This window comes from Amycolatopsis sp. NPDC003865 (assembly GCF_053605345.1).
Genome location: NZ_JBSGJA010000004.1, coordinates 338,826 through 352,706, shown reverse-complemented (window position 1 = coordinate 352,706; position 13,881 = coordinate 338,826). Strand labels below are relative to the sequence as shown.

Below are 13,881 nucleotides of genomic sequence, written 5' to 3'. Positions count from 1 at the left end.
GCGCGTCAGCCGTCGAGGACAACCGCGACGATCCCGGCGAGGTGGGCGAGCCGCGCGACCTCGGCGGCGCGGAAGGCCGGTCCGCCCGGCCGGGCGACCAGGAGCGCCTTGCCCGGCTTGCCGAGCGGGGTCGCCGCCAGCTCGGTGCCGAGCTCCTTCCAGGTTTCCGGGATCCAGGCTTCCTCGCCGTCGAGCACCGTCGCGCGCTCGAGCGGCAGCCACGGCAGGTCGGTGATCGGGGTCTCGGGGGCCGCGCTCGACGACGCCAGCCGGAGCGCGCCGGTCTCCGAGTGTTCGACGATCATCGCCCAGCCGGCGCGCACGATGCGGGGCACGCCCTCGGACAAGATGTCGAGGCCGGACTTCGGCTGCGCGGCGATTTCTTCGACGAGTTCGAGCTCGCGGTGCGTGTCCAGCACGCCCGCGTAGGGGCGGACCGCGTCCACTTCGACGCCTTCGACGCTTTCCGCCGCCGTGATGAGCGCGTCGGGCAGGCGACCGGAAGGGAGCTCGACCACGAGGTCGTCCACCGCCACTCCGGTGCCGCGCTCGACGACGTCCACGCTGAGGATGTCGGCGCCCACCGTGCCGAGCGCCGTGGCGACCGCGCCGAGGGTCCCCGGGCTGTCCGGAAGGATGACCCGGATCAGGAACGACACCACGCGCCCCTCTCGCTCCTGGCGTCCCAGCCTTGCCGTGGGACGCTCGATGCCGGTCGCCGATTGTGACAGACCCACCCGGCCCGCGGGACCCGCTGTCCGCCGGGCGGGATGCGAGCGTCGCCGGACGGCACCCGGCCTGCGCCGGGCGTAACCCAGTCGAGTCCGCCCGCGCCGTCACCATAGACTTGCAGCTTCCGAGACAACCCGCACAGCACAACCCGGGAGTCACCCGCGTGCCCAACATTTCCCGAGACGAGGTCGCGCACCTCGCGAAGCTGGCCAGGCTGGCCGTGACCGACGACGAGCTCGACGTCTTCGCCGGCCAGCTCGACCAGATCCTGGACTCGGTGGCCAAGGTGAGCGAGGTCGCCGCCGACGACGTGCCGCCCACCTCGCACGCCGTGCCGCTGACGAACGTCTTCCGACAGGACGTCGTCGTCCCCGGGCTCACGCAGCAGCAGGCGCTGGCCGGTGCGCCGGCCGCCGAGGACGGGCGTTTCCGGGTGCCGCGGATTCTGGGGGAAGAGCAGTGACCGAGCTCATCAAGCTGACCGCCGCGGAGCTGGCGGAGAAAATCCACGCGCGTGAGGTGTCCGCGGTCGAGGTCACGCAGGCCCACCTGGACCGGATCGCCGAGGTCGACGACCACATCCACGCGTTCCTGCACGTCGACACCGACGGCGCGCTGGCCGCGGCCAAGGCCGTCGACGAGGGCATCGCCGGGGGCAACGCGCCCGCGTCGGCGCTGGCCGGCGTGCCGCTCGCGCTGAAGGACGTCCTCACCACCGAGGGCATCCCGACGACCTGTGGTTCGAAAACGCTCGAAGGCTGGATCCCGCCGTACGACGCGACCGTGACGCGCAAGCTGCGCGAGGCCGGTGTCGTGATCCTCGGCAAGACGAACATGGACGAGTTCGCCATGGGTTCGTCGACGGAGAACTCGGCGTACGGCCCGACGCACAACCCGTGGGACCACGCCCGCATCCCGGGTGGGTCCGGCGGTGGCTCGTCGGCGTCGATCGCGGCCTTCGAAGCCGCCATCGCCATCGGCACCGACACCGGTGGGTCGATCCGGCAGCCCGGGTCCGTCACCGGCACCGTCGGGGTCAAGCCGACCTACGGCGGGGTGTCGCGGTACGGGCTCGTCGCGTTTTCGTCGTCGCTCGACCAGGCCGGGCCCTGCGCGCGGACGGTGCTCGACGCCGCCCTGCTGCACGAGGTCATCGCCGGGCACGACCCGCTCGACGCGACCTCCATCGACGCGCCGGTGGCGCCGGTGGTCGCCGCCGCCCGCCAGGGCATGACCGGTGACCTCAAGGGCGTCAAGGTCGGCGTCGTGAAGGAGTTCGGCGGCGAAGGCTACCAGCCGGGTGTCGAGCGGTCGTTCCAGGCCGCGGTCGAGCAGCTGCGCGCGCTCGGGGCCGAGGTCGTCGAGGTCTCGTGTCCGCATTTCGTCTACGCGCTGCCCGCGTACTACCTGATCGCGCCGAGCGAGTGCTCGTCGAACCTCGCCCGGTTCGACGCCATGCGCTACGGCCTGCGCGTCGCCGACGACGGCACGCACAGCGCCGAAGAGGTCATGTCGCTGACCCGCGAGAAGGGCTTCGGCGCCGAGGTCAAGCGGCGCATCATGCTGGGCACCTACGCGTTGTCGTCCGGCTACTACGACGCCTACTACGGCTCGGCGCAGAAGGTGCGCACGCTGATCACGCGTGACTTCGCGGCCGCGTTCGAAAAGGTCGATGTCCTCGTTTCGCCCACGACGCCGACCACGGCGTTCAAGATCGGCGAGCGCGTGGACGACCCGATGGCGATGTACCTCGCCGACCTGTGCACGATCCCGTCGAACCTGGCCGGCAACGCCGCGATGAGCGTGCCGAGCGGGCTGTCCGACGAGGACGGCCTGCCGGTCGGCCTGCAGATCATGGCCCCGGCGCTCGCCGACGACCGGCTCTACCGGGTCGGTGCCGCCTACGAGGCCGCGCGCGACGCCGCCGCCGGCGGGGCGCTCATCCACAAGGTCCCGGAGCTGGGAGGAACGAAGTGACTGCCGTGGCCGAGTTGATGGACTACGCCGACGTCGTCGAACGCTTCAACCCCGTCCTCGGGCTCGAAGTGCACGTCGAGCTGAACACCAACACGAAGATGTTCTGCGGGTGCCCAAACGAGTTCGGTGGCGAGCCGAACACGAAGGTCTGCCCGACCTGCCTCGGCCTGCCCGGGGCGCTGCCGGTCGTCAACGGCAAGGCCGTCGAGGGCGCGATCCGGATCGGTCTCGCGCTGAACTGCGAGATCGCCGAGTGGTGCCGGTTCGCCCGGAAGAACTACTTCTACCCGGACATGCCGAAGAACTTCCAGACGTCGCAGTACGACGAGCCGATCGCCTTCAACGGCTACCTCGACGTCACGCTCGACGACGGCGAGGTCGTGCGCGTCGAGATCGAGCGCGCGCACATGGAGGAGGACACCGGCAAGTCGCTGCACGTCGGTGGCGCCACCGGCCGGATCCACGGTGCCGAGCACTCGCTGCTCGACTACAACCGGGCCGGCGTGCCGTTGATCGAAATCGTGACGAAGCCGATCGAGGGCACCGGCGAGCGGGCGCCCGAGGTCGCGCGCGCGTACGTGACGGCGTTGCGTGACCTGCTGCGCGCGCTCGACGTGTCCGACGTCCGCATGGACCAGGGCTCGCTGCGGTGCGACGCGAACGTTTCGCTCATGGCGAAGGACGCGACCGAGTTCGGCACCCGCACCGAGACGAAGAACGTCAACTCGCTGCGCAGCGTCGAACGGGCCGTTCGCTACGAGATGACGCGGCAGGCGGCCATCCTCGCCGAGGGCGGTTCGATCAAGCAGGAGACGCGGCACTTCCAGGAGGCCGACGGCACCACGTCGTCCGGCCGGACGAAGGAGACCGCGGAGGACTACCGGTACTTCCCGGAGCCCGACCTGGTCCCGATCGCGCCCGCGCGCGAGTGGGTCGAGGAGCTGCGCGGGACGCTGCCGGAGATGCCGTCCGAGCGGCGCAAGCGGATCCAGCAGGAGTGGTCGCTTTCCGACGAAGCCCTGCGTGACCTGCTGAACGTCGGCGCCGTCGACCTCGTCGCGGCCACGGTCGAGGCCGGCGCGTCGCCGGACGAGGCGCGCGGCTGGTGGGTCAACACCCTGGCCCAGGAGGCGAACGCCCGCGAGGTCGAGCTGGCCGACCTGGCGATCACGCCGAAGCAGGTGGCCGAGGTCATCGGGCTGGTTTCGTCCGGCGAACTGACGAACAAGCTGGCCAAGGAGGTCGTCCAGGGCGTGCTCGCCGGTGAGGGCGAGCCGCGCGAGGTCGTCGAGAAGCGCGGGCTGAAGGTCGTCTCGGACGACTCGGCGCTGTTGTCGGCGATCGACGACGCCCTGGCGGCGCAGCCGGACGTCGCGGACAAGATCCGCGGCGGCAAGGTCGCCGCGGCGGGCGCGATCGTCGGCGCGGTCATGAAGGCGACCAAGGGGCAGGCGGACGCCAAGCGGGTTCGTGAGCTGATCATCGAACGCGTCGGTTCCTGACCGTTGTCCTTTTCCGTCAAGAGCGTCACCTGGCGCGAGTGGCTCGGCCTGGCGGCCGGGCTGCTCGCGCTGGGCTCGACGTTCCTCCCGTGGACGACGCTGAGCACGAACAAGCCGGACATCGAGGTCGTGCTTTCGTCGTTGCCGCAGAGTGACGTCGTCCGGAACGCGTGGAATTCGAGCTTCTTCGCGTGGTGCCCGCCGCTGGCGCTGGTGCTGGCCGGGGTGGTCGTGGTCGTATTCGGGCGAATCCGGAAGGCGCGGGTCGGCGGCCTGCCGCACCTGTGGCTGGTGGTCGCCGCGGCGGCGCTGCTGCTGATGGTGATCGGCTGGTTCACGCTGGACTGGGAGTTCGACGCCGACCAGCGCGGGATCTTCGACGCCGCCGGGATCGCCATCGGCGCCGGGTTCGGGCGGTTCCTCGGGGTGCTGGCCGCACTCGTGTCGGGCGTCGCCGCTTTCCTGGACATGCTGGCGGCGCGGGCCGAAAGCCGGCAGCCGCGGAAGCGTCAGCCGCGGAGCAAGAGCCGCTGACCGGTCCTCGGTGAACTGGTCGGCTAGGGTGGGTTTCCGCTTGCGGCCGCTCGGGCGGTCGAGTCGTCCGTTCCGGTCGTGACCTGGTGGTGACAACGTTGACAACTTTGGCGGCCGTTGCGCGAGAAAGCGCTTTCTGAGACGGTCGAGGCGAAGGTCGCCGGAGGGCGCGGGTGGCCGGGAAAGCCGGTGACAGTGCGGTGATGTGCCGCAGGGGAACGCCTCGGTGAGAAAGAGGTCCCCGCGGTGCCGTGCGGAGAGTCGCCGTGTTGTGGCGGGCGCTCGGAAGTGGCCGCGCAGGCGCGGGCGTTCTCGAAGCGCGTAGGTGGAGGGAGTTCCGGTTGGCTCGGGGAAAGCGCTTGCGCGTTGCCATCGTCGGAGCCGGGGCTATCGCCGGCAGCCATCGGATCGCTTTTCAGGCTCACGGTGACGACGTCGATCTCGTGGCCGTCGCGGATGTCGATGAGGCTCGAGCCCTCGCCTTCTGCGCCGCGACCGACCATGCCCGGCCCTACCGCGATCTCGGCACCCTGCTCGCCGAGCAGGAACCTGACTTCGTCTCGATCTGCACGCCTCCCGGCCTGCACGTCGAACAGGCCAAACTCGCCCTCGCGAGCGGCGCCTGGGTCTGGTGCGAAAAGCCCCCTTGCCGTTCGCTCGCCGAATACGACGACATGACCTCCGCCGAACGGGACGGCGGTCCGTACGTCTCCTTCGTCTACCAGCAGCGGTCCGGCTCCGCCGCCGCTCACTTCCGGGACCTGCTCGGCAAGGGGGAGCTCGGCCGTCCTCTTGTCGCGCACTGTCAAACCACCTGGTACCGCGACCACGCCTACTACGCGGTCCCCTGGCGTGGTCGGTGGGCGACCGAGGGCGGTGGGCCCGCCATGGGCCACGGCATCCACCAGATGGACCTGCTGCTCCACCTCCTGGCCGGCGAAGCGAACGAGTGGTCCGAAGTCCAGGCCATGACCGCGCGGCTCGTGCACGACGTCGAGACCGAGGACGTCTCCACCGCGCTCGTCCGGTTCGAGTCCGGGGCGCTGGCCACCGTCGTCAACAGCGTCCTCTCGCCCGATGAAGTGAGCCGGATCCGCATCGACTGCGAACGCGCCACCGTCGAGCTCACCCACCTCTACGGCCACGTTGCCGAAAACTGGCGATACACCCTGGCTCCGCAGGTCGGGCCCCTCGAAACCCGACCGGCAGAGGACGTCGGCAGCTCGCACGCCGCCGCGTTGGCGCCCGTCCTCGACGCCTACCGGGCCGGGCAGCGGCCTCCCTGCGGCGGGGCCGACGGGCGGCGGGTGCTCGAGTTCGTCGCCGCTCTCTACAAGGCCGCCGCCACCGGGCGGGCCGTGCGCCGGGGCGACATCGGGGCCGGGGATCCCTTCTACTCCGGGATGGCCGGATGAGCGCGGACATCACCGTCACGCACCGGCACGGCGACCGCGTGGTCGTCGAGGCGGGCGGGGTGCCGCTCATGTCCTATGTGTACAAGCCGGACCCCGTCGCCTACGAGTCGCGCAAGCCCTACACCCACCCGCTGCGCACCCTGCGCGGCCGGCGCGTCAGCGGGTACCGGCCCGCCGACCACCGGTGGCACAAGGGGCTGCAGATGACGTCGAGCCACCTCTCCGGCCAGAACTTCTGGGGCGGCCACACCTACGTCCCCGGCCACTGGTACCAGGACCTGCCCGACCGCATCGGCTCGATGCGGCACGACGAGTTCGCCGGCTTCACCGTCGGCGGCGACCGGCTCGCCTTCACCGAGCGGCTGACCTGGGTGACCCACCGCGGCGAGGAATGGGCGCGCGAGCGGCGCGACATCGTCGTCCACTCCGTCGAACCCGGCGAGGCCGCCTGGGCCATCGACTGGGGCATCGAGCTGACCAACATCCGCGACGAGCCGCTCGTGTTCGGCAGCCCGACCACCGCCGGCCGCGAACGGGCCGGGTATACCGGGCTGCACTGGCGAGGCCCGCGCGACTTCAGCGGCGGCCGCGTCTTCGGGCCCGGTGACCTCGGCGGCGATGACCTGATGGGCGCCCAGGCTCCCTGGCTCGCCTTCGTCGGCGAGCACGACGACGTCGACGCGCACTCGACGCTCGTCTTCGCGCATTCCCCGGAAAACGACCACGCCGTTCACGAGTCGCACTGGTTCGTCCGATCCCAGGAGACGCCCATGGTGGCCTTCTCCTGGGCGTTCTTCGAAGAGTTCGCCCTGCCGCCGGGGGAGAGCTTCACGTACCGCTACCGGGTCGTCGTCGCCGATGGCGCGTGGGACCGCGATCGGGTGACCAGCTACCTCGACAGGCACGGATGGTCATGAACGAATTCACGCTTCCAGGTGGAATCGGTATTTCGCACTTACGCGCCTACGAGTGGGAAGCCGAGGATGGTGTCCTCGGTGGCAGTCCACACGTCCACCTCGCCTGCACCGAGGCCTACGTCGTCACGGCCGGACGAGGCGCAGTCCAGACGCTGAGCACCGGCGGCTACGCGGAGACGCCGCTCGAGGCCAGCGTGATCGCGTGGTTCGCGCCCGGGACCGTCCACCGGATGGTGCAGGGCGGCGGCCTGCGCGTCACCGTCCTCATGCAGAACAGCGGCCTGCCCGAGGCGGGCGACGCCGTGTTCACGTTCCCGCCCGACGTGCTCGCCGACCCGGCGGCCTACGCGGAGGCCGCCGCGTTGCCGAAAACCGACGACGCCGCCAAAAGGCGTCGTGACCTGGCGGTCAGCGGCTACCTGCCGCTGCGCGAAGCCCTGGTGGACGGCGATCCGGAGCCGCTGCGGGCGTTCCACCGGGCGGCCGTCGCGCTCGTGTCGCCGAAAATCGGAGACTGGGTACCGCGCTGGCGGGCCGGGGCCCTGAGGGCCGCCGAACTGACCGGCGCGCACCTCAAGGCCCTCGCCGACGGCGACGGGAGCCACCTCGAGCAGTCGGGTCTCCGGGTCGCGACGCCGTCGAACCCGGACGGCTACGGCATGTGCGGACGTCGCGCGGAATACGACATCGATCAGGAAGGCCGTCAGCGATGAACCAGCAGAGCATCGGAGTGCTGCTCAACGGGGTCACCGGCCGGATGGGCTACCGGCAGCACCTGCTCCGGTCGGTGCTGGCCATCCGCGAACAAGGCGGCGTCGAGCTGCCGGACGGCACCCGCGTCCAGCTGGAGCCGATCCTCGCCGGCCGGAACGCGGCGAAACTGCGGGAACTCGCCGAACGGCACGGCCTGACCGCGTGGACGACGGATGTCGAATCGGCGCTCGGGGACGTGGGGATCTACTTCGACGCGCAGCTGACGTCGGCGCGCGAGCCGTCGGTGCGGGCGGCGATCGCCGCGGGCAAGCACGTCTACGCCGAGAAGCCACTGGCCGAGACGCTGCCGGCCGCGCTGGAGCTGGCCGGCCTCGCGCGCGACGCCGGGATTTGTCACGGAGTCGTCCACGACAAGCTGTTCCTGCCCGGCCTGCGGAAGCTGCGGCGGCTGGTCGACGGCGGCTTCTTCGGACGCGTCCTCTCGGTGCGCGGCGAGTTCGGGTACTGGGTCTTCGAGGGCGACTGGCAGGAGGCTCAGCGGCCGAGCTGGAACTACCGGGCCGAGGACGGCGGCGGGATCGTGCTCGACATGTTCTGCCACTGGAACTACGTCCTCGAGAACCTCTTCGGCCGCGTCGAGGCCGTGACCGCGAAAGCGACCACGCACATCCCGCGCCGGTGGGACGAAAACGGCGACGCCTACGCGGCGACGGCCGACGACGCCGCGTACGGCATCTTCGAACTCGAGTCGGGGGCCATCGCGCAGATCAACTCGTCGTGGTCGACGCGGGTGTTCCGCGACGAACTCGTCGAGTTCCAGGTCGACGGCACCGAGGGCAGCGCCGTGGCCGGATTGCGGCGATGCCGCGTCCAGCACCGCTCGGCGACACCCAAGCCGGTCTGGAACCCGGACCTGCCGGCCACCGAGCCCTTCCGCGACCAGTGGCAGGAGGTCCCGGACAACGCCGAGTTCGACAACGGCTTCAAAGCCCAGTGGGAGGAGTTCGTGCGGGACGTGGTCGCCGGACGGCAACACCGCTACGACTTCTTCTCGGCCGCGCGCGGGCTGCAGCTCGCCGAGGCCGGGCTGACGTCGTCCGCGGAAGGACGACGGGTGGAACTCAAGCCGCTGACGTAGCTCAGTCCTTGCCGTTGCCGCCGCCGGAGGTCGACGGCGCGATCAGCACGACGCGGTCGTCGCTCGAGATCGGCGTGCCGCCGTCCTTGTTGATCGTGCCGGCCACCGCGAGCTGCGGGTTGATCATGCTCATGCCCGCGAGCCGCCCGAACGTCTCCGGCGGCTTGCCGGTCTTGCCGTCCAGGCGGACCTGGGGCTTCCCGGTGACGGCGCCTTCGTGCGACACCGGTACGTCCTGCAGGTTGCCGGCCAGGGACGTCACGACCGCGACGAAACCGTTCGCGTCGATGAAGTCCGCGCAGCCCGCGACCCCGGGCCGGTCCTGCCACGTCCACGCCGGCGTCGTCAGCGGCTGCCCGGCCTGGACGCGGTAGAGGGCGTCCTTGTCGGCGAGCCGGTCGGTGACCCAGACGCGGCCGCCGTCAGCGGACGCGCACAGCCCGCCCGGAGCGTGCAGGCCGGCCGCGACCACCAGGGCACCGTTCGGGTTGCCCGCGGCGGCCTTGCCGGACGTGTCGATCCGCAGGACCTTCCCGGCGAGCGAGTTCGGGTCCGCGGCGGCGGCCGGGTTTCCGCCGTCGCCGGTCGCGACGAGCAGCGCGCCGCGGTTGTCGGCGCTGATCGTGCCGCGGTTGCCGGTCGCGCCCTTGGGGATGCCGGTGAGCACCGGCTTCGCCGCCTGCCCCTTGGCGAAGCGCACGACGCGGTTGTCGGTGGCCGTGGTCACATAAGCGAACACGAGCTGGTCCTCGACGTACGACGGCGACAGCGCGAGGCCGGTCAGGCCGCCGTCGCCGGCCGCCTGGACGTCGAGCTTCGCGAAGTCCGTGGCGTCCTTGCCCGCCGTCGCGAGCAGCACGCGGCCGCTCTTGCGCTCGCCCGCCAGCGCGCTCGGCGTGGCGCCGTCGCCCGGCAGGCCGGCCACCGCCGCGACGGTGTCCAGGCAGGTCGCGATCACCGCCGGGTTGAAGTCCTTGCAGCCCTGCGGCGGCGGGACGGGGGTGTTCGACGGGCCGGGCCGCACCTGCTTGCCGTCGCCGCCGGAGTCCGCGCCGGGGCCCTGGACCTCGGGCGGTGACTCGGGGCTGGGCACGGGCGCCGGGCTGAAGGTCTGGCCCGCCGCGGTGTCGTCGAACCGCGCGCACCCGGCGGGCAGCAGGACGCCGCAGGCCAGGATCGCCAGCAGGGCCGACCGGTACCGAGTGCGCATGATCCCCCAGCCTAGGGGCCGCCGCGTGAACCATGGGTGAGTACTCCTGGATTACGTTGGGGATCATGACGCTGACCGTGCTGGTCCCCGACGACGAGGGCATGTCCGTGCTCGCCGAGGTGCCGCGGGTCCTGCCCGTGCGCTACCAGTGGGGCGAACCGGTGCCCCCGGAAGCCGCGAAGGCCGAGGTGCTGATCCCGGGCAAGCACCCGCCGGGCGAGGAACTGTGGCGCACGCTGCCGAACCTGAAGCTTATCCAGCTGCTGTCCGCCGGCGCCGAAGACTGGGTCGGCAAGGTGCCCGACGGCGTCCTGCTCTCGACCTGCCGGGGCGCGCACGGCGGGAGCACCGCCGAGTGGGTCGTCGCCGCGCTGCTGTCGATGTACCGGAAGCTGGACGTCTTCGGCGCGGCGCACCGCGAGGGCCGGTGGGACCGGCAGAGCACCGACACGCTGCAGGGCAAGCGCGTGCTCATCGTCGGCGCCGGCGATCTCGGGCAGCACCTGCGGCGCCGGCTCGAGCCGTTCGACGCGCGGTGCACGATGGTCGGGATGACCGCGCGGGAGGGCGTGCACGGCGTGCGCGAGCTGCCGACGCTGCTCGGGCTCCACGACGTCGTCGTGCTGATGGTGCCGCTGACCTCGCGCACCCGCGGGATGGCCGACGCGGCGTTCCTCGCCGAGATGCGCGACGGCGCGGTGCTGGTCAACGTGGCGCGGGGCGCCGTCGTCGTCACCGATGCCCTGGTCGCCGAAGTGACCACGGGACGGCTGCGCGCCGCGCTCGACGTCACCGATCCCGAGCCGCTGCCGCCCGGGCACCCGCTGTGGACCGCGCCGGGGGTGCTGCTGACGCCGCACGTCGGCGGGGCCGTGCGCGGGGTGCGGGGCCGGTCGTACGCCGTCGCGGCGGCCGAAATCGCGCGGTACGCCGGGGGCGAGCTGCCCGACAACCTGGTCCACGGCGAGTACTGACTCGCCAGGCGGGTGCGGATCCCCTACCCTTCGCGCGTGAGCAGTGGAGACGACTTTTCGCAGCAGCCCACCAGCCTCCTGTCGGACGTCGAGGACGACCGCGCCGACGACACCCCGCGCCAGGGCGGACTGGGCCTCGGCCTGCTGATCCTGCGCGTGGCGCTCGGCGCGACCATGGGCGCGCACGGCCTGCAGCACCTGTTCGGCCTGTTCGGCGGGCCGGGCATCGGCGGGTTCGCGCGGATGCTGGAGACGTTCGGGTACCACAAGCAGACGACGCTGCTGTCGTGGATCACCGGGATCGTCGAGCTGGGCGGCGGGGTGCTCGTGGTCGTCGGGCTGTTCACGCCGCTGGCCGCGGCGGGGCTGCTCGGGGTCGCGGCGAACGCGGTGTACGCGAAGGTCCACGGCGGGTTCTTCGAGCAGCAGGGGCAGGGCTTCGAGTTGGAGCTGCTGCTGGGGATGACGGCGCTGAGCCTGCTGTTCACCGGGGCCGGGCCGATTTCGCTGGAGCGGAACACGCCGTGGCGGAAACGGCCGTTGCCGCTCGGGCTGGTCTCGCTGCTGCTGGCCGCCGCGGCGGCCGTGGTGGTCATCGTCTTGACCCGGTAGGGCTGGGGACAACTCGGCGGTGCGGGCCGGGGCTGGGGACAACTCCGGTGCCGGGCCGGGAAATTGTCAGTGGCCGCCGGTAGCGTTGAAATCGGGGGTCCCCCTCACGGCCGGGGCAGCGAATGGCCGCTCCGGAGCTGGGGCGGCTTGAGCGGGGCTTGCCTCGTGACTTTGCCGGGACTCACCGGAAAGGCCGAGGGGCGGCCGAATCCACGGGCGGAAAACGTCGAAAGGCCGCCCCGGGACCGGGACGGCCTCTCGAACTCAAGCCGGGCTTACTTGTTCACGTCACGGACCGCGCCCGTGTCGGCCGACGTCGCCATGCGGGCGTACGCGCGCAGCGCCGCCGTCACCGGGCGCTGGCGCTCCTTCGGCTGCCACGGCCGCTCCGACGCCTCCATCTTCGAGCGCCGCTCGGCCAGGACCTCCGCGTCCACCAGCAGCTCCAGTCGGCGCTCGTGGACGTCCAGCAGGATGCGGTCGCCGTTCTCCACCAGGCCGATCAGGCCGCCCGCCGCCGCCTCCGGGGAGATGTGGCCCACCGAGATGCCCGACGAACCGCCCGAGAAGCGGCCGTCCGTGATCAGCGCGCACTTCTTGCCGAGGCCCGATCCCTTGAGGAACGCCGTCGGGTGCAGCATCTCCTGCATGCCGGGACCGCCCGCGGGGCCCTCGTAGCGGATCACCAGCACCTCGCCCGGCTGGATCTCCTTCTTGAGGATCGCCGAGACCGCTTCCTCCTGGCTCTCCAGCACCCGCGCCGGGCCCTCGAAGTGCCACAGGTCCTCGTCGATGCCCGCGGCCTTGATCACCGCGCCGTTCTCCGCCAGGTTGCCGCGCAGGATCGCCAGGCCGCCGTCCTTCGTGTACGCGTGCTCGACGTCGCGGATGCAGCCGCCCGCGGCGTCGGTGTCCAGTGAGGACCAGCGGTTCGAGGTCGAGAACGCCTGCGTCGTGCGCACTCCGCCCGGCGCCGCGTGGAACAGCTCGAGAGCGGCGGGGGAGGGCGACGAAGCCCGGATGTCCCAGGCGGCCAGCCACGACTCCAGGTCGTCGGAGTGCACCGACCGCACGTCGGTGTTCAGGAGCCCGCCGCGGTACAGCTCGCCCAGGATCGCCGGGATTCCGCCCGCGCGGTGGACGTCCTCCATGTGGTAGTCCGAGTTCGGGGCCACCTTGGACAGGCACGGCACGCGACGGCCGATCGCGTCGATGTCGGCGATCGTGAAGTCGACCTCGCCCTCCTGCGCGGCGGCGAGGATGTGCAGCACCGTGTTCGTCGAGCCGCCCATCGCCATGTCGAGGGCCATCGCGTTCTCGAACGCCGCCTTCGACGCGATCGAGCGCGGCAGCACCGAGTCGTCGTCGTTTTCGTACCAGCGGCGGCACAGCTCGACGACCGTGCGGCCGGCCTCCTCGAACAGCGCGCGACGCGCCGCGTGCGTCGCCAGCGTCGAGCCGTTGCCCGGCAGCGACAGTCCCAGCGCCTCGGTGAGGCAGTTCATCGAGTTCGCGGTGAACATGCCGGAGCACGACCCGCACGTCGGGCACGCCGACCGCTCGACGACCGCCAGCCCGTCCTCGTCGACCTCGGGGCTGGCCGACGCCGCGATCGCGGTGATCAGGTCGGTCGGGGCCTGCGCGACGCCGCCGACGACGACCGCCTTGCCCGCCTCCATCGGCCCGCCGGAGACGAAGACCACCGGGATGTTGAGCCGCATGGCCGCGTTGAGCATGCCCGGGGTGATCTTGTCGCAGTTGGAGATGCACACGAGCGCGTCGGCCTGGTGCGCGTTGACCATGTACTCGACCGAGTCGGCGATGATCTCGCGCGAGGGCAGCGAGTAGAGCATGCCGGAGTGGCCCATGGCGATGCCGTCGTCGACGGCGATCGTGTGGAACTCGCGCGCGACGCCGCCGGCTTCCTTGACCGCGTCCGCGACGATCTCGCCGAGGTCCTTCAGGTGCACGTGGCCGGGCACGAACTGCGTGTAGGAGTTGGCGATCGCGACGATCGGCTTGCCGAAGTCGCTGTCGGTCATGCCCGTGGCGCGCCAGAGCGAGCGCGCGCCCGCCGCGTTGCGTCCGTGGGTGGTGGTCCTGGAACGAAGAGGCGGCACGGAAACTCCCAGGTCAAAGCGTGGTGGGGCAAACTG

The 13,881-nt window shown here is 71.5% G+C and carries 13 protein-coding genes; 10 read left to right on the top strand and 3 right to left on the bottom strand.

The features are described from left to right. Positions 1–5 precede the first annotated feature (5 nt). Complete coding sequence (locus tag ACWEVP_RS13215; protein WP_452062773.1) at positions 6–659, bottom strand: amino acid-binding protein; 654 nt, start codon at positions 657–659, stop codon at positions 6–8. Positions 660–895: 236 nt separating this feature from the next. On the opposite strand from ACWEVP_RS13215, the gene gatC reads away from it, so the two are divergent. The 8 genes from gatC (at position 896) to ACWEVP_RS13175 (ending at position 8,929) form a co-directional block, all read left to right on the top strand. Continuing rightward, positions 896–1,195, top strand: a complete 300-nt coding sequence (gene gatC, locus ACWEVP_RS13210; RefSeq protein ID WP_003080804.1) for an Asp-tRNA(Asn)/Glu-tRNA(Gln) amidotransferase subunit GatC — start codon at positions 896–898, stop codon at positions 1,193–1,195. Continuing rightward, the gene (gatA, locus tag ACWEVP_RS13205) at positions 1,192–2,709 is read left to right on the top strand and encodes an Asp-tRNA(Asn)/Glu-tRNA(Gln) amidotransferase subunit GatA (protein ID WP_452062772.1); all 1,518 of its coding nucleotides are present in this window, start codon (positions 1,192–1,194) and stop codon (positions 2,707–2,709) included. The genes gatC and gatA overlap by 4 nt, the downstream gene beginning before the upstream one ends. Beyond that, complete coding sequence (gene gatB, locus ACWEVP_RS13200; RefSeq protein WP_452062771.1) at positions 2,706–4,211, top strand: Asp-tRNA(Asn)/Glu-tRNA(Gln) amidotransferase subunit GatB; 1,506 nt, start codon at positions 2,706–2,708, stop codon at positions 4,209–4,211. The genes gatA and gatB overlap by 4 nt, the downstream gene beginning before the upstream one ends. A gap of 3 nt (positions 4,212–4,214) precedes the next feature. Next, positions 4,215–4,745, top strand: a complete 531-nt coding sequence (locus tag ACWEVP_RS13195) for a hypothetical protein (protein WP_452062770.1) — start codon at positions 4,215–4,217, stop codon at positions 4,743–4,745. Positions 4,746–5,086: 341 nt separating this feature from the next. Continuing rightward, on the top strand, positions 5,087–6,160 hold the full coding sequence (locus ACWEVP_RS13190; RefSeq protein ID WP_452062943.1) for a Gfo/Idh/MocA family protein: 1,074 nt from the start codon (positions 5,087–5,089) through the stop codon (positions 6,158–6,160). Continuing rightward, complete coding sequence (locus ACWEVP_RS13185) at positions 6,157–7,077, top strand: DUF6807 domain-containing protein (RefSeq protein WP_452062769.1); 921 nt, start codon at positions 6,157–6,159, stop codon at positions 7,075–7,077. Before ACWEVP_RS13190 ends, ACWEVP_RS13185 begins: the two co-directional genes overlap by 4 nt. Then, entirely contained in the window at positions 7,074–7,790 is a 717-nt protein-coding gene (locus ACWEVP_RS13180) for a cupin (protein ID WP_452062768.1), read from the top strand. The genes ACWEVP_RS13185 and ACWEVP_RS13180 overlap by 4 nt, the downstream gene beginning before the upstream one ends. Then, positions 7,787–8,929: a Gfo/Idh/MocA family protein gene (locus ACWEVP_RS13175; RefSeq protein WP_452062767.1), complete on the top strand. Its 1,143-nt coding sequence runs from the start codon at positions 7,787–7,789 to the stop codon at positions 8,927–8,929. The genes ACWEVP_RS13180 and ACWEVP_RS13175 overlap by 4 nt, the downstream gene beginning before the upstream one ends. Position 8,930: 1 nt before the next feature. Here the strand turns inward: ACWEVP_RS13175 and ACWEVP_RS13170 are convergent, their stop codons facing one another. Then, a complete protein-coding gene (locus ACWEVP_RS13170; protein WP_452062766.1) occupies positions 8,931–10,139 on the bottom strand; it encodes a PQQ-dependent sugar dehydrogenase in 1,209 nt (402 codons plus the stop codon). Between the two features lie 65 nt (positions 10,140–10,204). Between ACWEVP_RS13170 and ACWEVP_RS13165 the strand changes: the two genes are divergently transcribed. Next, positions 10,205–11,113, top strand: coding sequence for a 2-hydroxyacid dehydrogenase (locus tag ACWEVP_RS13165; RefSeq protein WP_452062765.1), 909 nt, complete (start codon positions 10,205–10,207; stop codon positions 11,111–11,113). Between the two features lie 36 nt (positions 11,114–11,149). Continuing rightward, a complete protein-coding gene (locus ACWEVP_RS13160; RefSeq protein WP_452062764.1) occupies positions 11,150–11,725 on the top strand; it encodes a DoxX family protein in 576 nt (191 codons plus the stop codon). A 275-nt stretch (positions 11,726–12,000) separates the two neighbouring features. Here the strand turns inward: ACWEVP_RS13160 and ilvD are convergent, their stop codons facing one another. Continuing rightward, positions 12,001–13,845, bottom strand: a complete 1,845-nt coding sequence (gene ilvD, locus ACWEVP_RS13155) for a dihydroxy-acid dehydratase (protein ID WP_452062763.1) — start codon at positions 13,843–13,845, stop codon at positions 12,001–12,003. Positions 13,846–13,881 lie beyond the last annotated feature (36 nt).